The following is a 19,441-nucleotide window of genomic DNA, read 5'->3' on the forward strand; positions in this document are numbered from 1 at the left end:
CGACTCGACCCAGGGGGCCGCTTACGCTGTCGTCGAACTTTCTTGCCCCCCTGGTCTGCGATGAGCCTGAACTCTGAATCCAAATACCCGAGCCGCCGTTCGTACGTCGTAAAGCTGCGTAGCGATGCCGCGCCGGGGGCCCTCGTCGGCCGTCTCGAAAACCTGGTCACCGGGCGTCAGCGCGAGTTTTCGTCCGCCGAAGAGCTGCTGGAGTCGATTGCCTCGGATCTGGCGTCAGCAGCCGGTAAGGCTGCGGTAGAAAACGGCGGCGAGTGAACCTTCCAGCATCAACATTAAGTGCACATGGCGACCGAACGGCGACGGTTCGCTGACTACTTCGCGCACATAGACCCCTACGCTGACACAACCTCGAATCTACACGAGTCCACTCTAATGCCGCGACTTTCCACCACCCATCCGCTGCCCTGTCATACCGGTCGGACAACTTTGCCGCGCACCGAGCGCGCGACCGGGTTCGCCATTGCGGCAGCCCTTGTCACTTCGATCGCCCTCGCTCTTTCCGGTTGCTCCACACCTGTCGTCAAGCCATCGGTTGAACTGCCGAGCAACTTCGCTGCTAGTACGGCCTCCGAGATGGAACCCGAGGCGGCGTGGTGGGAGGTATACCACGACCCGTTGCTGACGGATCTTGTACACCGAGCTGCGCGTGAGAATCGCGACGTCAAGATTGCCGCCGAGCGCTTGCGTGCCGCGCGTGCCGGAGAAACGGTCAGCCAGTCCTGGCTGCTCCCGAGCGTCGGAGCATCCGTCTCCGGCAGTGACCGCAGCACTGGCTACAACTCGGCCACGAAACAGGGTTATCCGGATACCAAGACAACCAGTGTGGGTCTAGACGTGTCGTGGGAGCTCGACCTGAGCGGCCGTCTGCGAGCCGGCGCAGCGGCGGCTGACGCCGATGCGCTAGCCGCTGAACACAGCATGCGTGGAGTGCGCCTGCTGGTGATGAGCGACGTCGTTAGCAACTACTTCACACTGGTCGGTGCGCAGCGCCAGGTCGCGACGCTTCGCGCAATCTCGGCGATGCAGGACGAGACGCTGCGCTTGGTCACCGCGCGTCAACAGGTGGGGCTGGCATCCGCCTTCGACGTCGAACGTGCGCAGACCGACGCATTGTCGGCGCGGGCGCAGATTCCGCCGCTGGAAACCCAAGTTGCGGTGTCACGTCACCGTATTGCGGTACTGATCGCAGACCAGTCTTTCAACACCAAGAACATCCAGCCTTCAACAGGTGATTTGACCGACGTGCCCGAGGCCAAGCCCGGCCAGCCCGCCGAGTTGCTGCAACGCCGTCCTGACGTACTGGCGCTGATGGCACAGCTCGACGCCGCCAATGCGCGACGCCAGCAAGCGGCAGCTGAGTGGTTCCCGCAACTATTCCTCGGCGCGTCCTTTGGTCGCCAGGGACTGAGCCTGAACGGTGCCGATCTCGGTGCCGCGCGCTTCACCAATGTCGCGGGCCTGCTGGCGATGCCGCTCTTCAACGCCGGGCGCACGCAGGCAATCAACGATGCGGCTGAAAGTGCTCAAAAAGAGGCACTGCTGCGCGCCGAAGACGGCATCGTACGGGCGCTTGAGGATGTGGAAAACGCCCTCGTCACGCTTGCGCAGGAACGCCGCCGCTCCGGGTCGCTTCAATTGGCCGCCGCTTCCGCAGAGACGGCACAAAGTCGCGCCCAGTCGCTCTATAACCGCGGGCAAATTGACCTGTTGCCTCTGCTGGATTCGCAGCGTGCGCGCCTGGCGGCACGCCTGAACGCCAACGAAAGCAACACCCGTCTGCTGCTCAATAGCGTACAGCTCTACAAGGCACTGGGCGGGGGCTGGCAGGTGTTCGAACAACCTTCCAACCCAACCGCATCCACCAAAGCCGACCGGCCACCACTTTCCTAAGAATCTGTCGTTTTCCAAAGAGGAACTGTCTTGAAGAATTCCCTTACTGCGGCCGGCGCCTTGGCCGTAGCGGTCATGCTGTCCGCGTGTAGCCCAGACCAGCCCACCGTGCAGGCACCACGACCGGTGCGCACCGTTGCAATCAGCTACGACAATGCCCGCGACATCAGTCGCTATGTGGGCACCGTACAGTCGCGACATGAAGTCGACCAGGCCTTCCGTGTGGGTGGCAAGGTAGCCCAGCGCAAGGTCGATGTAGGCCAGTTTGTGCGTGAAGGCGACATCCTGGCTGTGCTGGATGACAGCGACTACCGCCTCGCTGAAGAATCGTCGCGACAACAGTGGTCAGTTGCTGTCGAGCAGGCGCGCCAAGCCGACTCGGACCGCCAGCGCCTGACCGCGTTGAAGGCTGACGGCTCGGTCAGTGCGGCCGACGCCGAGCGCGCGCAGACCAATGCCCAAACCGCGCATGCGACCGCCGAGGCCGAGGCTAGAAAGCTCGAACTCGCGCGCAACCGCCTCAAGTACACCGTGCTGCGCGCCTCGCGTAGCGGTGTCGTCACGGCTGTGCGCTTTGAGGCCGGGCAGGTCGTGCCGGAGGGTCAACCGGTTGTCTCGGTCGCGAATCCGGATGAATCCGAGATCGTCATCGATGTGCCCGAGGATCAGCTGTCCGTCTTCAAGGAGGCGCATTTCAAGGCGTCGCTGGCCAGTGCGCCGAACGAAACCTTCGATGTCACGCTGCGCGAGCTGTCGCCGCAGGCCGCGGCGCAGACGCGCACCTATCGCGCGCGGCTTAAGCCGGTGCAGGCGCTGCCGCTGGGCGCCACTGCCACGGTAACGGCTGAGCGCGTGATGACCAGTGTCTCAGTGGCGGCGGTGCCGGCCACGGCACTGACGCAAAACGGCGGCCAGCCGGCGCTGTGGGTGGTCACGCCCGAGGGCAAGGATCCGTCAGGCGTCGTCGAACTGGAGCGTGTGGCAGTTTGGGGCTACCGCAACGACGAGGTGCTCGTCTCCGGGCCGCAGGCCGGCGTATTGGTCGTCACCGCCGGGGTGCAGAAGATGGCATCCGGACTGAAGGTCGCGCTTCCCGGCGCGGCGATTGTTGACGCGAACACCACGCAGCAGGCCACCCGATGAACAACTTCAACCTCACCGACTGGGCGCTGCGCCATCGCGCCATCGTCCTGTTCATGCTCCTCATCGTCGCGGCGGCCGGCGCCTTCAGCTTCACTCGACTCGGTCAGCTCGAAGATCCAAGTTTTTCCGTACCCTCCATGACTGCCATGGTCATCTGGCCGGGCGCCACTGCCCAGCAGTTGCAGGACCAGGTTCTTAACCGCATGGAGAAAAAATTCGAGCAGATCGACAACTTCGAGAAAGTGGTCACCTATGCGCGACAAGGCTACGCCGGCATGACACTTACCGTGCGCGGTGGCACCTCCAAGGCTGACCAGCGTGAGGCCTGGTACCAGGCGCGCAAGAAACTCAACGACCTGAGCCTCGAGCTGCCTGACGGTGTGATCGGCCCGATCCTGAACGACGAATACGGCGACGTGTATGGCCTGATGTACGCGGTCAAGGGCGACGGCGTCGGCCACGCCGACTTGTCGGACGCGGCCGAGGACATCAAGCGCCAAATGCTGAAGGTGCCGATGGTCAAGAAGATCGATGTCATCGGCAAACAGGCCGAGCGTGTCTACGTCGAATTCTCGCACGAGCGCCTGGCCGCGCTGGGCATCACACCGCTGGCCATTGCCGAAAGCCTCAAGAGCCAGAACGCCATGCTGCCCGCAGGCCAGATCGACACCCGCGGCGACCGCGTCATGGTGCGCGTGAGTGGCCAATTCGCCAACGAAGAGGCTATCCGCAACGTGCCCATCTCTGCGGGCGGCCGGCTGATCAAGCTCGGCGACATCGCGACCGTTGCACGTGGCTTCGAGGACCCGCCAACCTACACGGTCCGCCACAATGGACAGCCGGTGCTGATGCTTGGCATCACAATGACCAGCGACGGCAACATCGTGGACCTTGGCAAAGCGATGGACACGGCAGTCGCCAAGATCCAGTCGGAACTTCCGCACGGCGTGGAGCTGGAGCTGGTGGCCGACCAGCCGACCACGGTGAAGGATGCAATCCTGGACTTCGGGCGCGCGCTGGCCGAGGCGTTGATCATCGTGATCGCGGTGAGCCTGGCCAGCCTGGGCTGGCGCGCCGGCCTCGTGGTCGCGGCCACGGTGCCGCTGGTGCTGGGCGGCGTGGCGCTGGTGATGCTGGCGATGGGCTGGAACCTCGAGCGCATCTCGCTCGGCTCGTTGATTATCGCGTTGGGACTGCTGGTGGATGACGCCATCATCGCCATCGAGATGATGGTGGCGAAGATGGAAACCGGCATGGACCGCGTGAAGGCGGCCGCCTTTTCCTATCAGTCCACCGCCATGCCGCGCCTGACCGGCGCACTTATCACCGTCGTAGGCTTCCTGCCGATCGGCCTCTCGAAGTCCACCACCGGCGAGTACGCGGGTGGCATTTTCTGGATCGTTGGCGCCGCGGTGCTGTTCTCGTGGATCTGTTCCGGCATCTTCACACCGTACCTGGCGGTCAAGATGCTGCCCAACGACTTGGGCACGCACCAGCACGCTGATCCGCACGACACCAAGTTCTACCGCAGCCTGCGCCGCCTGATCGACGCCGCCATCGAGCGCCGCTGGATGGTCATCGGTGCGACGGTTGGCGCTCTGGTGCTCGCTCTGGCCTGTATCAAGCTGGTGCCGCAGCAATTCTTCCCCAACAGTTCGCGTCCTGAACTGGTCATTGACCTGCGTGTCAAGGAAGGCTCCTCGTTCGCCGCGACGACCGAGCAGGTCAAGCACCTGGAGGAGATCCTGGCGAAAGACGAGGACGTGCGTTTCTATACCGCCTACACCGGCGCTGGCGCACCGCGCTTCTATCTCTCGCTCAACCCCGAGCTGCCCAATCCGGGTTTTGCCCAGTTCGTTGTGATGACCAAAGATCTGGATGCACGCGAGCGAGTACGTGCGCGGCTGGTGGCCTCGGCTGACCAACAATTCCCACAGGCGTGGGTACGCGTGACCCGGCTCGAGTTGGGGCCACCTGTCGGCTACCCGGTGCAGTTCCGCGTCGTAGGCCCCGATACCCAGGTGGTGCGCAAGATCGCCCGCGACGTGGAGAAGGTGGTTGCGTCCAACCAAAAGGTGCGCGACCTCCAGCTCGACTGGAACGACCCGGTTCGCACGCTGAAGGTGGAGCTTGATCAGGACAAGGCGAGCGCGCTGGGCCTTACGCCAGCCGACGTGTCGCTGGCGACCCAGACGGTGATGAACGGCGCAACCCTGTCGCAGCTGCGTGAGCACGAGGACCTGATCGACATCGTGGCCCGTGCCGTGCCAGAGGAACGCTTGAACCTCGACACACTGAAAGACATCAACCTCTACACGCGCCAGGGCACGGTGGTGCCGCTGTCGCAAGTCGCACAGGTGCGCTCTGAACTGGAAGAACCGGTACTGTGGCGCCGCAATCGCGACATGGCGATCACGGTGCGTGCCGACGTGAATGATGGTGAGCAAGGTGTATCGGTGACGCAGGAAATCCAGCCGTTGCTTAAGGACATCGAAGCCAAGCTGCCGACGGGTTACCGAATCGATGTGGGCGGAGCGGTTGAGGAAAGTGACAAGGCGAACAAGGCGCTGCTCGCGGTGGCCCCGCTGATGCTGATCACCATCCTGCTGCTGCTCATGCTGCAACTGCAGAACTTTTCCCGCATGTGGATGGTGATGCTGACTGCACCGCTGGGCCTGATCGGCGTGGTGCCGGCGCTGCTGGTGTTCCAGTCGCCGCTGGGCTTCGTCGCGATCCTGGGCATCATCGCACTGGGTGGCATGATCATGCGGAACGCGGTGATCCTGATCGATCAAATACAAATCGAGATCGCCGAAGGGCGCGACCCGTGGAACGCTGTACTGGATGCCGCCATTCACCGAGCCCGTCCGGTGATGCTGACGGCGCTGGCCACCGTGCTCGCAATGGTCCCGCTCACGCGCAGTGTGTTCTGGGGACCGATGGCAATTGCGATCATGGGCGGCCTTACCGTGGCGACGCTGCTGACGATTTTCTTCGTCCCGGCGTTGTACGCCGCATGGTTCAAGGTGGGTCGCCAGACGGTCGCTGACACCCAACCGGTGAGGGGTGACGCCACGCTCGCTTCTGAGTGATGAGTGCCGTGGCGTTATGCCCCGGGACTAAAGCCCAATGATAGAATCTTGTTTTGAAAAAGGAGTTTCATCTGTGGAGGCTGGAAAAAAGAGTTGCCCCTATTGCGCGGAAGTCATCATGGCTGAAGCCGTTTTATGCAAACACTGCCAATCCGACCTCAGGCAGAAAAAACGGATTCCGCCTGGGGGTCCACTATCGTCAGAAAAGAGAATGGACCGTGTCAGCAAGGTCCTTGTCGGAATCGTTATTGCCATCGCCTTGTACTTGGCTTTCGGCTTTTATGTCAGTGACACGCCACAAGACAAGGAAAGAATGCAGGCCCGAGATACCGTCGAACTATGCCGCCAGGAAGTAAACAGCTACTCGGGCCCGGCGGTCGGGAAAAGCGTAATCGCAGACGCTTGTCGAAAGCTGGAGGACGAATTCCGCAAGAGTTTTGGCCACGCGCCATAGGAAAAGCCGATTACGAAGCCCGCCACTGAGCGGGCTTTTTTGCCTTTGGCATGACACAGGCAAGGTTGCGGGATCGCAAAACCGTGCCGTACCCCATCCCATCGCATAGAGAATTGGATTATTAAAGGGAAGCGACAGACTACTTTTCCTGCGAATTCCTCCACTTAAGCCCCTCGCGGATCGACAGCAGGCGCTCGAGCGCACGACGATGGCAACCCCGCCAAGGGCAAGGCCATCAGCCTCACGGCACACAAATGACGTCCAACGCCGGTCCTGCTAACATCAATCTAATGTTAGGCATTTGGGTGAAATACGGCGTGAACAAGCGGAACAGTCATATAGACATCAGGAGCGAGCGACCGGAGCTGGGGGCTGAACGCGGCGTTGCGCAATATCAACGGTTAGCTTCCGTGCTGAGGCACCGGATCGCGAAGGGCGAGTACCCGCTTGGCACACAACTGCCGCCGATCACGAAACTGGCGGACGACTTGGGCGTCGCCGTCGTGACTGTCCGGCAAGCGTACGAGCTGCTTTCCAAGGAAGGGTTGATCCGCAGCCAACGGGGTGTCGGCACCCACGTGGCTGCGCTGCCCGCCGCCACCGTCGACATCGAACTGGCAATCAACGATCCGTTCGCCGCGCCGCAGGCGCTTTCCTTCGAGATAATCGAAGTCCGGCACCATGCTCAGCTGCCCCAGGAACTGCTTAGCGCGGACGATCGGTCGGCGGACGACAATGTGTGCGTGCGCAAGCTGCACACCTATTCCGGAGAGCCGTTCTGCTACGCCGAGATTTACGTGTCGACGGCGGTTTTCGAATCGCTGCCCAAGGACATCGCCAGGAAAAGGAAGCTGCTCGCCGCGGTGCTGGACGAACTGGGCGCGCGCGGCAAACGCGTGAGGCAACGGATTACCGTGATGCCCGCGGATTTTCCTCTGTGCGACCTCCTGAAGATCCCGTTTGCCTCGCCCGTGGCGAAAATGTCACGGTGCCTGGTCGATGGCAAAGGCAACGTGCTGTACGCCGGTGTCACCTGGTATCGGGGCGACCGCTACATCGCCGAGATCGACTTCCCCGCGTCCACATTGAAGACCATGCCCGGGATGACCGAACCCAAACCGGGCGTGGTGAATGAGCGCAAGCGGGACTAAAAGCGCTCGTGCGGCCCCCAGCGCGAGTCAAATCCTGCACACAGGAGCCCCGTAACCCGGGCGACAGCAGAGCCCGCGCGCTCAAGATCGGATGCGGTTTATCTCGCGGTGCTCAGATCAATACGACTTCGGCAGGCCGAGCGCCTGCTCGGCGACGTAGCACAGCGCAAGCTCCTGGGTCACCGGCGCGAGCAGGGTCAGCACGCTTTCGCGCAGGCCGCGCTCGACATGGTACTCCGTGGCATAGCCGAATCCGCCATGGGTGCGCACCGCACGCAATGACGTCTCGAAACTGGCCTCGGCCGCCAGGTACTTCGCCGCCGTGGCCTCGACGCCACAGGGCTTGCCAGCGTCGTAGAGCGCCGCCGCCTTCCACATCATCAGCTCGGCCGCTTGCAGGCGCATCCAGCATTCGGCCAGCGGATGCTGGATCGCCTGGTTCTTGCCGATCGGCCGCCCGAATACGACGCGTTCCCTGGCATAGTCCGTCGCACTCGTCAGCGCCGTCTCCGCGGCACCCAGCGCAGCGGCCGCGACGAGGATGCGTTCCGGGTTCAGGCCGTGCAGCAGGTACCTGAACCCCTGCCCTTCCTCGCCGATGCGATCCTCGACCGGGATCTCCAGCCCGCCGATGAATAGTTCGTTCGAGTCCACGGCCTTGCGCGCCATCTTCTCGATTTCGCAGATGTGCACATGCGCGCGGTCGAGGTTCGTATAAAACAGCGTGACACCGTCCATTGGCCTCGCACATTCCTCGATCGGCGTCGTCCGGGCCAACAACAGGATCTTGTTGGCGTGCTGCGCGGTCGAGGTCCAGACCTTCTGGCCGTTGACGATGTAGCGGTCGCCCTCGCGGCGCGCGAAGGTTCTGATGCGTGTGGTATCAGAGCCAATGTTGGGCTCGGTCACGCCGAAGCAAGCGCGATCCGTGCCTTCGATCAATGGCGGCAGAAAGCGTCGCTTCTGCGCCTCGGTGCCGAATACGACCACGGGTTGTGGGCCGAACAGGTTCAGATGCACCGACGACACCGCCGCCGAGCCGAGCTTGCCGATGGTGCGCATCACCATCGCGGCCGCCGAGATGCCGAGGCCGGCGCCGCCATGCTCCTTGGGCATGGTCATGCCATACCAGCCGCCGCGGGCGACGGTGTCGCAGAATGCACTCGGCCAGCGCCCGTCACGCTCGCGCTCGAGCCAGTAATCGGCAGCGAAGTCAGCGCAGATCGCCTCAACGGCTTCACGAATCGCGAGTTGGTCGTCCGATAAATCGAAATTCATAAGGGCAGTTCCTGCAGCTGGCTTTCGGGCACCTCGAGCGGCATGTCGAGCAGCATCTGCGCCATGCCCTTGCCGAGCGGGTCGTTGCGCAGCGATGCCATGCCGCCGCCGCCCAGCGCGCGCTCGCATACGAGGTTGATGGCGTGAATGCCGGGCAACTCGTATCGATGCACCGGCCCCTGCACCAGGTGGCCGAGGTAATCCTTCACACGTTCGGGCGTCACCTGCTCGAGCAGCACCGGCAACAGCGCCGGATGGCGGGCGATCAGGCCGATATTGGACGTGTCGCCCTTGTCGCCGCTGCGCCCGAGCGCGATTCTCACGAGCGGCACAGTCTGGCGAGGACCGGCGGGCAGCGCACCCTCGATGGGCGCTAACCGCGCCGGCACTACCTCCGGTGATGGCGGCGGCAGCGTCACGGTGAACGTCGTCTCACCGAGCGTGACCGTCGGTGTCACCTGCTCCTTCGCAATGAGCCAGGCGAACTGCCGCAAGACCGGCGACACGGAGGGACGGCCACCTGAACCGGTCGTGCCCGGCGACCATGACGTGCCGGGTGCGGCGAACTCGCGGCTGTACATCTCCAGCGCGCGCCGATCGGCATGCGTTACAGTCAGGCGCAGTACGACTTCGCGCGTCGGCAACGGCCGGGCGAGCGGGCCGTAGGCTGACTCGGTGCCAATCAGCTCGATATGCGTCGCAAGGAAGTCCGCGAACCCGTGCTCGCGCAGCAACCGCCGGCCACGCTCGAGCAGCGCTTCGCCGGTGCGCCTGGCTTTTGCGGCGGCATCGATCCCGACGATGGTGAGCTGCCCGGACACCTTGAAGCCCGCCGGCGCAGTGGCGCTGACCTTATAGGTAGCGGTCGGCGGCAGGCCGCGCGCACCGGTCACCAGTACGCGATGCAGCCCGACTTGCACCAGGCGCACCTGGCGGAAGTCGCAGACCACATCCGGTAACAGATAGCGGGCCGGATCGCCGATCTCGTACAGGAGTTGCTCGCCGACCGTTCCAGGCGAGACGAGCCCGCCGGTGTCCGCGGGTTTGGTGACGACGAAGCTGCCGTCGTCGCGACACTCCACGATCGGATAACCGATGTTGGCCCAGTCGGGCACCGCGGCCCAATCGGTGTGCAAGCCGCCGGTGGCCTGGCAGCCGCATTCGATGATGTGGCCGGCAAGGCTGCCCGCGGCAAGTCGGTCGAAATCGTCAGGCGCCCAGCCGAATTCGTGCATCAGCACGCCGAGGGTGACCGCACTGTCGACGCAGCGGCCGGTGATGACGATGTCGGCACCTGCGTCGAGCGCCTGTGCGACCGGCAGCGCGCCAAGGTAGGCATTGGCCGTCACCAACCGTTCCGGCATCGGTTCGCCGTTGGACATTCCGACCGTGCCGGCTGCCCGCATGGCGGCCGCGAGTGGCAGCACGTCGTCGCCTTCGACGATTGCGATGCGCACCGCCACGCCGAGTTCGTCGGCCAGAGCCTGCACCGCCGCGGCGCAGCCTTTCGGGTTCACGCCGCCGGCGTTGCTGACGATGCGAATGCCCTTCTCGGCGGCCTGTTTCAGTACCGAGCGCAGTGCCACGGTGACGAAGTCGATGGCGTAGCCTTCCTCGGGACGCTTCATGCGTGCGCCGGCGAGGATCGACATCGTCAACTCGGCGAGATAGTCGAACACCAGGTAGTCGATGTCGCCCTGGCGCACCAGTTGCATCGGCCCGAGGCTGCTGTCGCCCCAGAAGCCCGAGGCGCCGCCGATGCGCACGCGCTTGTTCACGGCTTGCGAATTCAATTGTTGGTCCATTGCGGTTTCCTCTTGTCCTTGAATGCGGCGATGCCCTCGCGCGCATCTTGCGTCATGGCCAGTAGGCCAATCTGGCCTTCGCCGAACGCGATCGCCTCCTCGAACGACATCGAGCGCATTGCCTTCATCGCATACAGGCCGCGGCGTAGCGCGGTGGGCGAGTTGCCGAGCAGACGCGACAGCAGGCGCTCGAGCGCACCGTCGAGATCGTCGACCACCTCGTTGATCAGGCCGATCTCGCGCGCTCTCGCGGCATCGATCGGGTCACCCGTCAGGCAAAGTTGCACCAGGCAGCGCTGCGGCACCTGGGCCTGCAGCACGGCGAGCACCTGCATCGGGAACACGCCGACCTTCGCCTCTGGCAGGCCGAAGATCGCGTGCGGGGCAGCGATGGCGAGGTCACACATCGCGAGCAGGCCCATGCCGCCGGCCATGCAGGCGCCGTTGACCCGCGCGATGAGCGGCACGTCGAGCGTGCGGGCGGTGCGCAGCAGGTCGGCATAGGCGATGGTCGGCGTGGCGTAGTCGAACGCGAAGGCATCCGCGCCCAGGTCGGCACCGGCGCAGAACGCCTCGTCGCCCGCGCCGGTGAGCACTACAGCGCGGATCGAGTCGTCCGCCCGGGCGCGCTGCAGGGCTTGCTGCAGCACCGCGATGACATCCGCGTTGAGCGCATTGCGGCGCTCCGGGCGGTCGATGGTGAGAATCAGCCGACCATCCTGCCGGCTTTCCTGAAGGACCGTCGTCATGCCCTAATCTCCGTTTCCTTGGGTACCGTCGTCACCTGGGTCACGCTGACCAGTACCATCTCGCGGATCTGCTCGTGCGAGTAGCCAGCCTCCGCGAGCACTTCCTCGCTGTGCTCGCCCAACAGCGGCGGCGGGCGAAACGCCGGCAGCGGCGATTGCGGCCATTCGCTCGGCACCGCCATGGTCCGCAGCACGCCTTCGGTGGGGTGGTCGATTTGTTGGAAGAAGCCAATGTCCTGCAGGTGCGGATCCTCCAGCAGGGTCTCGAAGGTATGCGCTGGGAGTACCGGGATGCCGAGCGGCTCCAGCAGCTCGCGCCATTCTTTCGTGGTCTTCGATTTCAAGTTGTCGGCGAGGATTTCGTACAGCGCCTCGACATGCTGCGTGCGTGATTCGCCGTCGGCAAACCGCGGGTCGCTCTCGAACCGCTCGGCCTCGCCGACCACGCGCATGAAGGCCTTCCACTGCTCGTCGGTGTAGACGACCAGGCATACAAGACCGTCCTGCGTGGCGTATGGTCGCCGCTGCGGGTTGAGCAGCCGCGGATAGCCGAAGCCGCCGCGCGCCGGGATGAATGTGTGGCCGTAGAGGTGATCGCCCAGCATCATCTGCGCAGTCGTCTCGAACATCGGCACATCGACCGACTGGCCGCGTCCCGTGCGTTCGCGCGACAGCAGCGCCGCGCAGATCACGCCGAACGCGTACAGGCCCGTCGCCCGGTCCGAGAGGTTGAGCGGTGCATAGCGCGGTACCTCGGACCCCGCCCGCATGCTGGCCTCGGGGATGGCCACGGCGGCCTGGATCAGGTCGTCGAAGGCGCGCGAGGACGCATAGCGGCCGCGCTGACTGAAACCGAAGGTGCCGACATAGATAATGCGCGGGTTCACCTGCCGTACCGCTTCGTAATCCAGCCCGAGCCGCTGCATGGCCTGCGGCCGCACGTTGTAGATCAGCGCGTCGGCCGTCTGCGCCAGCTTCAGCAGCGCCTCCTTGCCGACAGGATTCTTCAGGTCCAGCACGATGCTGCGCTTGTTGCGGTTGAGGTTGAGGAACAGCGGACCGGCTCCCGCGCGGCCGCCGGGCCCGGTGGCGCGTAGCATGTCGCCACCGGGCGGCTCCACCTTGATCACGTCGGCGCCAAGGTCAGCCAGCATCTGCGTGGCCGACGGTCCCATGACGACTTCGGTGATGTCGATAATGCGTAAGCCGGCGAGCGGCCCGCCCTGGCTTGAATTGTTATTCATTGGTCCGTGCTCCTCATTTCGGTCAGGAACCGGCTATGTCGGCGCTGTTGCCGCGGATGTAGGGCACCGGCCCGAGGCCGCGCGCCGCTGCGAGGGTCTCGATCGCGTATTGGACCGAAAGCGCGTCATTCATTGAGTGGAAGGTGCCGTCCTCGTTGAAGCTGACCTGCGCGCCTTCGATCCAGGCGATGGTGATGGTGTCCTCGGTGTTTTCCTTGGGGGTGTAGAAGGTGTGCACCGAGCCACCGGGCTCGAACAGGTAGGAACCCGCTGTCTGAGGTTGGTCGGGGTACTCGAGATACTTCCAGCAGCCCTGGATCGTCCACACCTGTGCAGTACCGGTGTGGTAGTGAATCGGCAGGGAGCAACCAGGTTCCACGATGGCCATGATGACCCACTCGCCGCGCTCCGGGTCCATGCGTAGCGGCCGGAGGTGGATACCCGGGAATACATCCTTGATCAGCGGGATCTGCTCGAGGTTGACGGTCAGCAGAGTGTCCTGCGGGAGGCCGACCAACGGCAGCAACGCGCCGCTGGAAGTGGTTTGCTGCGTGGGAAATTTAGCGTTCATGCGTTGTTTCCTTTTGTTGTTGTGAGTAAAGCGGTTAACGGAAGCTGTCCTTTACGGAAGTCGTCCTTTGATGAGAAAACCGGATGCGGACTGCTCCGGCGGGCAGCGCAGGGCTGAGGCAACTCCGCATGGAAGGAAAAGGAAGTCGCCCGCCGCGAGCTGGAAGTCCTGCCCGTCGACGTGCGCCTCGATCCGTCCGTCTTCGATGTAGAGAACCTGCTCGGCCTCAGGCTCGGTTGTGCAGGCCAATGCGCTGCCGGCACGCATCCGCAGCGCCGAGATGTCGACCCATTGCGCGCCGACGGTGTCGCGATCGATGAGCGGGATGATCGGGAGGGCAGCCTCGGCGGCGGCAAGCACGCGAACTTCGCCGCGTTCAGCAACCGCAGGGTCGGGCTCCGTGATCGTGTGCGCCGGGCTCTCGCCATAAGGCGGCGCATAGACGACCAGCAGCCGACCGGGCTGGTCGCTGGTCACGCGAAACGAATGGAACACGCCCGCCGGCGCGTAGGTCCAGGTTCCGGGGGCCATCACGTCGATGCGACCCTGCGCTTGCGACTCGCCAATGCCTTCAATCATGTAGGCGCATTGCTCCAGATACGGATGCGCGTGCGGCTTCGCGCCATGGGATTTCACGATCGTGCCGACCAGCACTTCGAGCGCCGTCGCGCCCACGGTCTCGGGGCCAATCACGCGCACGTTGGAAGTGCCGGTGTGGTTCGCCGGCGAGTAGGCGGCAAGGTCCGCCGCTCTGATCACAGTGGGGATCGCTTTCATTGCGGCTGAATCCTGAGCGTTTCGCGTGAGCATTGAACCTCCGATTTGATATCAGTCTAAAGACCTAATGTTAGGAGTTTTGTCATGAAAAAAGACCTTCGTCAAGCACCTCAAGAGGGTGACCGCAGAGATTCTGGCCTAACGGTATGAGATCTCGCGAACCCGGCAGGACGAGTTCGCGGCGGGTGGACTCAACCGGTCGATGCAACAGATTGACTAAATCGTTCAGCGGGCGATCGGCCTTTACCCCATACGGTTGTTGATGTGTTTACCGAACCGGAAAAAAACTGTTTAAGACGTGAGTAGCGTTTGCAAATCCGATGTCACGCAGCAACTTTTAAACCGTCGCTATTTATCCGTGAATGAAACACCCCATCGGTTGCATCCAGCCTTTGGGGTGCAATTCATCAAGCCATCAAGAGCGCCCTACGGAACCTGTGACCGGTAGATTTCCAAGCAGTTTGAGTCCGGTACTCTTCACGAAAGCGTCATAGTCCATCGGTCTCTCGATACGAGTTTCAGCGTTGGGCAGTACGTAGGCCCAGGCACGCTTGGACGATGCGTCGTAAACCAGCTTGAACAGACGGGTCGGCACCCAGACCTTGTTGTCGCCAATAGTGGTGTGGCCTGAGTCAAAGAGCGGGCCGGTAAAGACAAAAACATTACCATCGGCTCGCTTGGCAAACTTTCTGACATCGGACTCGACCTTACTCCAGATCTTCCGGTTGTTGGTTGGGTCTTGCGGCACCATGTTCGACAGCGCAAAGGATTGGGCCATTGCATTGGGGTTCGGTGCATCGGCTGCCGGGGATTGATGACCACGGTCCACGGCCGGATGTTGGCTACGGTAGTCGCTCAACTCTGCCCGCCCACTCTTGGGGATGCGTGGGTCCGGGTAGAACTGGTTGGTGCGCTCCTCCCCTTTGGCATCCTGCAACTGGGCGGCATTAAGGCGTTCGACCACTACCAACGGCGTCTTACTGGTTTGCGAGTACAGCACCGCAAAGTTGTCAGAACACAGGGCCAGGGGTTTCATGGTTGCAGGCACAGTGGCCATGTTGATCGGTTTCGCTGCCGGAAACAGCTCTGCGCAGCCGTCAAACGATGCCTGTTTCTGTTTGTTTGAATAGAGTTCCAGCGCCGCGTTCTGGCTGATCGAGCCCGAGTGGGACGCTTGTTCATATTGGGTGGGGGGCTTGATGAAATCCAGCAGACTGCGGGCTTCTGCCCCGGTCGAGAGCAAAACAAGGGCCGACAGCCCAACTGCAATTTTGCGTAGGTGCATGCTTTTAATCTTCGAATTGGATTGAGGGGTAAACGTACGGCGAGTCCCGATTCACGGAACCAGGTGGAGGCGGTTGCTGATTATATTGCGGCGAGCATGCTTTCACTGTCCTTGATCAAAATGCCGATGCGGATCCGGTCGGCTCCGAGCAGTACGACCGCTGGCGGTCGTGCGGGATTTATTGACCATGACAAGTCACATAAGTGCTGAGCAGCGTTTACATTCTGCTTGCCAATGCCTAAGCGGGCTCGTTAACTGGCGCGAAACGTTGTGCGTACTCCTTTGGACTCACCCCCATGCGTCGCACGAAGGCTTTTCTGAGCACGTCGACACTGTGGTAGCCGCATCGGCGCGCAACCTCCTCCATCGACCGCCTTCCCAGCTCTATTTGCCGACAGGCCGCTTCGACCCGGACGTCCTCGACGTACTTCGCAGGCGTTGTCTTGAACTCCCGCTGAAACATGCGAATCAAGGTCCTCACACTGGTGGCGAGCTTGTCTGCAAGTATCTCGACCGTAAGTTCCGAATGTAGATGTTCACTGATCCATACGCATAACTCATCCAGGTTCGAACCTGTCGCATGCTGCGACTGGAGTGCGACGCTGAACTGTGCTTGACCGCCTGGACGTCGCAGAAACAGAACCAGATTTTTCGCGATCTCCAAAGCGATGTCGTCTCCCAGGTCTTCGCTGACCAATGCGAGCGCCAGATCGATTCCCGCCGATATGCCTGCCGAGGTGTACAGGTTGCCGTCTTTGACCCAAATCGGGTTGGGATCCACCTGCACGTTGGGATAGCGATCGGCCAGGCTGCGTGCCATCCGCCAGTGGGTCGTTGCCTTTCGACCATCCAGAAGCCCTGTTTCGGCCAAGGCGAAGGCCCCGACACAGATCGAACACACACGCCTGACGTTTTTGGCTCGCGTGCGGATCCACTCGATGGCCGTCTGATCCAGCTGATCCATGGCTTTCCAGCCCGACGTCACGATCAACGTGTCGATCGCCTTGTTTTCAAGACGCTCCTGTTCAAGCGTCTTGTGCGCCATAAGTGCGATGCCGGTGCTGCTCTCCAGGTGTTCATTGGCGCCCGCGCAAACGAGCTCAAGTACGTAGGGAGCAGAGTCGCCGCGGTGCAGGTTGTTTGCATAGGCAAACACCTCTGCCGGGCCGATCACATCAAGCGAGTCCACGGGTGGCAAACCCAAGATCACCACTCGTTTTTGCGCCACGCCGACAAAGGAATGTTTTGATTTCGTCGTTGTTCTCACAGCGATCTCCCGTTTTGACCTGGCACGGATATTGGCACAAATCATCTGAATATAGTCAATTTTGCCAATTGCAACTATTTAGAATGAACTGCAAGCCAACTTCATCCCCCGGGAGCAAACATGAGTACACCTGTCATCATCGGCGGCTTCAGCGCTCCAGACTCTGAACTCGCTCGCAAGGCCTCCTTCCTCGTCGAACGCGTTCACTCGACAGTGCTCCTGCACCATGTGCATCGCACGTGGTGGTTTGCCGAATTCCTCGGCCAGCAGCGAGGCCTGAAATACGACCGCGAGGCTGTCTATCTCGCCGCACTGCTGCATGACCTGGGTCTGACGTACGAATTTGCTGCCGACCAACGTTTTGAGGTCGACGGCGCCGACGCTGCCAGCCGTTTCCTGTTGGAAAACGGTTACCCGGAATCGAAAGCCGAGTTGGTCTGGGATGCGATCGCACTTCACTCTAGCGCCGGCATCGCCGACCGCAAACAGCCAGAGATCGCCCTGATCTACATGGGCGCCCATGTCGACGTGATGGGATTACGGCTGGAGGAAATCACGCCATCGCTGGTCGAGGATACGCTGGCCCTCTACCCCCGCATTGGAATGAAAGCCGCGTTTACCCAAGCAGTCGCTGAAGTGGCCAGGAAGAAACCTCACACCGCGATTGGCACCGGGCTCGCTGATGTCGGACGTCGTCACGTGCACGGGTTCGATTGCCCGAATGTGTGCGACCTGATTGATCACGCTCCTTTCGACAGCTGAATGCGATGGCGCCAAACGGCACTGTTGCGCAACATTCGTGAATCGGTAACGCCTGATACGTGATATCGGCGCAAGCAATGTGTGTTCCTTTACTTTGGAGTATTCACCATGCAGCAACGTAAATACCTCGTCATCGGCGCTACGGGAAAAACTGGCGTCTACACCATTCGCCACCTTCTCAACGGAGGCCATACGGTTCGGGCTTTTGTGCACCAGGAGGACGAGCGCAGCGCAGCGCTCCAAAGCGAGGGCGCCGAAATATTTGTGGGCGACCTCCTTGAACATGACGACATCATTCGTGCGATGGAGGGGGTCACAGGCGCCTACCTGTGCTATCCCGTGCGTCCTGGTTACATTCAGGCGACTGCCTATTTTGCCGATGCCGCCCGGCGAGCCGGCGTCGAGGTCGTAGTGGAAATGTCGCAGATTTCTGCCCGGGAAGACTCTTTGAGTCACGCCGCGCGCGACCACTGGATTGCAGAACGTGTGCTCGACTGGTCGGGCGTACCCACCGTGCACATCCGCCCGACGTTCTTTTCCGAGTGGCTGATCTTTCCGTGGGTGCTTGATCAGATCGTGAAGGAGAACAAGATCTCGCTGCCATACGGCACCGGCCGACATGCACCCATCGCCGCTGAAGACCAGGCGCGGCTAATCGCCGCCGTTCTCACGCAACCGTCTGGCCATATCGGGAAAACCTATCCGCTGTACGGTCCTGTCGAGCTGAGCCATCAACAGATTGCCGACGAAATCAGCGGCATCGTAGGCCGCACCATCACCTACAACCCTTCGACCCTGGAAGAGTATCGTCAGCATCTGGAAACCTACGATCTGCCGGAATTTGTGATCCAGCACTTCCTTGCAGTCGCGATCGATTACCAGAACGGTATCTTTAGCGGTGAGGACGGGGTTATCGGCCAAATCACCGGACAAGCGCCGCAAACGGTGGGTGACTTCGTACGCGCAAACCGGCAAGCGTTCGAGGTGTGATCACTATGGGCGTATGCGCTTGGTCTTGAAGACATACGCATACGCCGCTTTTCACTTAGCATCCAATGATTGTCCATTCATTTCCAATGGAGTGCCTGATGAACCCTAAAATAGAGCTGTATGGCGCTCATACCGGCAACAGTCTGAGGGCTGCGATAGCCTTGGAAGAAGCAGGTAGGCACGGAGACTGAATCTGCAAGCGAATGAGCAGCGCGACTTGGCGTACCTGGCGCTTAATCCGGCAGGAAAAGTCCCAACCCTGGTCGACCATACGTCGACACCGGCACTGGTCATCAACCAATCAAACGCAATCATTCAGTTCGCTGATGCCAAAGCTCCCGGTCGACTCGCACCAGCGCATCCTGGACCAGCGCGCGACAGGGTGTTTGATCGTTACTTCTTTTTCGTAACGGACGTAATCGGGCCCAGCCATGCGGCATTCTTCCTGCGTCAAGCGGGATTAAATGATGCGGCCACGGTCATTGATCTGCGCGTCATTGAACAACTCGTCTATGCAGAACGGTTTCTTACCGACGACTTTATGGCCGGAGATCAGTTTTCCATGGCGGACATCTCTGCGTTCACCATTGCGGCATCAATTCGTGACCGGCTGGATTGGGCAGTGCTTTCACGCTTATCACGCTGGTTCGACGCGATCGAAGCCAGGCCTGCAGTACAGCGAGGATTGAAAGCGTTCCAAAATCACTAAGCGCTGCCCCGCAGACCTTATTGTGTGCGCTAAAGAGCTCGACGACTCCTGCACGGACATTGAAAACCATTCTGGTTTGATCAGGAACACCTCCGCCTTGCTGTGTAGAAACTGGGCTGGCCAATACAATCCAGCTCATTCGCCGTGGCGGGAGCTTCGGTTCCCCGCGAATAGGATAATCCGAAGCGGACGTTCACCCAGGTTCGTTGCTCAGCAAGACGACTGGGAGGTCATTTGTGACCATCCTCAGCGC

At 61.8% G+C, this 19,441-nt stretch carries 16 protein-coding genes and 1 pseudogene; 9 read left to right on the forward strand and 8 right to left on the reverse strand.

The genetic code is table 11. The features are described 5' to 3' along the window. The first annotated feature begins 60 nt into the window (after window positions 1-60). From ACYZTW_RS18580 to ACYZTW_RS18605, 6 genes are all read left to right on the forward strand, one after another. Window positions 61-276: a hypothetical protein gene (locus ACYZTW_RS18580; protein WP_462001245.1), complete on the forward strand. Its 216-nt coding sequence runs from the start codon at window positions 61-63 to the stop codon at window positions 274-276. Between the two features lie 117 nt (window positions 277-393). After that, on the forward strand, window positions 394-1,911 hold the full coding sequence (locus ACYZTW_RS18585; RefSeq protein ID WP_462001246.1) for an efflux transporter outer membrane subunit: 1,518 nt from the start codon (window positions 394-396) through the stop codon (window positions 1,909-1,911). A gap of 30 nt (window positions 1,912-1,941) precedes the next feature. Continuing rightward, on the forward strand, window positions 1,942-3,054 hold the full coding sequence (locus tag ACYZTW_RS18590) for an efflux RND transporter periplasmic adaptor subunit (RefSeq protein ID WP_462001247.1): 1,113 nt from the start codon (window positions 1,942-1,944) through the stop codon (window positions 3,052-3,054). Then, complete coding sequence (locus tag ACYZTW_RS18595; RefSeq protein WP_462001248.1) at window positions 3,051-6,146, forward strand: efflux RND transporter permease subunit; 3,096 nt, start codon at window positions 3,051-3,053, stop codon at window positions 6,144-6,146. The genes ACYZTW_RS18590 and ACYZTW_RS18595 overlap by 4 nt, the downstream gene beginning before the upstream one ends. A gap of 118 nt (window positions 6,147-6,264) precedes the next feature. Then, window positions 6,265-6,600 carry a hypothetical protein gene (locus ACYZTW_RS18600; protein ID WP_462001249.1) on the forward strand — a complete coding sequence of 112 codons (336 nt, stop codon included), beginning with the start codon at window positions 6,265-6,267 and terminating at the stop codon, window positions 6,598-6,600. Window positions 6,601-6,854: 254 nt separating this feature from the next. Then, window positions 6,855-7,751 carry a GntR family transcriptional regulator gene (locus tag ACYZTW_RS18605; RefSeq protein WP_462001250.1) on the forward strand — a complete coding sequence of 299 codons (897 nt, stop codon included), beginning with the start codon at window positions 6,855-6,857 and terminating at the stop codon, window positions 7,749-7,751. A 117-nt stretch (window positions 7,752-7,868) separates the two neighbouring features. On the opposite strand, the gene ACYZTW_RS18610 is transcribed toward ACYZTW_RS18605, so the two are convergent. From ACYZTW_RS18610 to ACYZTW_RS18645, 8 genes are all read right to left on the reverse strand, one after another. After that, a complete protein-coding gene (locus ACYZTW_RS18610) occupies window positions 7,869-9,029 on the reverse strand; it encodes an acyl-CoA dehydrogenase family protein (RefSeq protein WP_462001251.1) in 1,161 nt (386 codons plus the stop codon). Beyond that, window positions 9,026-10,807: an acyclic terpene utilization AtuA family protein gene (locus tag ACYZTW_RS18615; RefSeq protein WP_462005791.1), complete on the reverse strand. Its 1,782-nt coding sequence runs from the start codon at window positions 10,805-10,807 to the stop codon at window positions 9,026-9,028. Before ACYZTW_RS18615 ends, ACYZTW_RS18610 begins: the two co-directional genes overlap by 4 nt. Before the next feature lie 11 nt (window positions 10,808-10,818). Next, a complete protein-coding gene (locus ACYZTW_RS18620) occupies window positions 10,819-11,583 on the reverse strand; it encodes an enoyl-CoA hydratase-related protein (RefSeq protein ID WP_462001252.1) in 765 nt (254 codons plus the stop codon). Further along, complete coding sequence (locus ACYZTW_RS18625; RefSeq protein ID WP_462001253.1) at window positions 11,580-12,827, reverse strand: CaiB/BaiF CoA transferase family protein; 1,248 nt, start codon at window positions 12,825-12,827, stop codon at window positions 11,580-11,582. The genes ACYZTW_RS18620 and ACYZTW_RS18625 overlap by 4 nt, the downstream gene beginning before the upstream one ends. A 22-nt stretch (window positions 12,828-12,849) precedes the next feature. Beyond that, window positions 12,850-13,398 carry a 2,4'-dihydroxyacetophenone dioxygenase family protein gene (locus ACYZTW_RS18630; RefSeq protein ID WP_150643081.1) on the reverse strand — a complete coding sequence of 183 codons (549 nt, stop codon included), beginning with the start codon at window positions 13,396-13,398 and terminating at the stop codon, window positions 12,850-12,852. Between the two features lie 51 nt (window positions 13,399-13,449). Then, window positions 13,450-14,175 carry a cupin domain-containing protein gene (locus tag ACYZTW_RS18635; RefSeq protein WP_462001254.1) on the reverse strand — a complete coding sequence of 242 codons (726 nt, stop codon included), beginning with the start codon at window positions 14,173-14,175 and terminating at the stop codon, window positions 13,450-13,452. A gap of 415 nt (window positions 14,176-14,590) precedes the next feature. Continuing rightward, the gene (locus ACYZTW_RS18640; RefSeq protein WP_462001255.1) at window positions 14,591-15,460 is read right to left on the reverse strand and encodes a DNA/RNA non-specific endonuclease; all 870 of its coding nucleotides are present in this window, start codon (window positions 15,458-15,460) and stop codon (window positions 14,591-14,593) included. A gap of 238 nt (window positions 15,461-15,698) precedes the next feature. Further along, the gene (locus ACYZTW_RS18645; RefSeq protein ID WP_462001256.1) at window positions 15,699-16,772 is read right to left on the reverse strand and encodes a GlxA family transcriptional regulator; all 1,074 of its coding nucleotides are present in this window, start codon (window positions 16,770-16,772) and stop codon (window positions 15,699-15,701) included. Window positions 16,773-16,847: 75 nt separating this feature from the next. Here ACYZTW_RS18645 and ACYZTW_RS18650 point away from each other — a divergent pair, with 75 nt between their 5' ends. The 3 genes and pseudogenes from ACYZTW_RS18650 to ACYZTW_RS18660 all read left to right on the forward strand — a co-directional run bounded on the left by ACYZTW_RS18650 (window position 16,848) and on the right by ACYZTW_RS18660 (window position 19,188). Continuing rightward, a complete protein-coding gene (locus tag ACYZTW_RS18650) occupies window positions 16,848-17,489 on the forward strand; it encodes an HD domain-containing protein (protein ID WP_150655705.1) in 642 nt (213 codons plus the stop codon). Window positions 17,490-17,597: 108 nt separating this feature from the next. Further along, the gene (locus ACYZTW_RS18655) at window positions 17,598-18,479 is read left to right on the forward strand and encodes an NmrA family NAD(P)-binding protein (RefSeq protein ID WP_462001257.1); all 882 of its coding nucleotides are present in this window, start codon (window positions 17,598-17,600) and stop codon (window positions 18,477-18,479) included. Window positions 18,480-18,577: 98 nt separating this feature from the next. Next, window positions 18,578-19,188: pseudogene (locus ACYZTW_RS18660) on the forward strand (glutathione S-transferase family protein). Window positions 19,189-19,441: the final 253 nt, after the last annotated feature.

It is taken from the genome of Pseudomonas sp. LB3P25, from assembly GCF_054897985.1.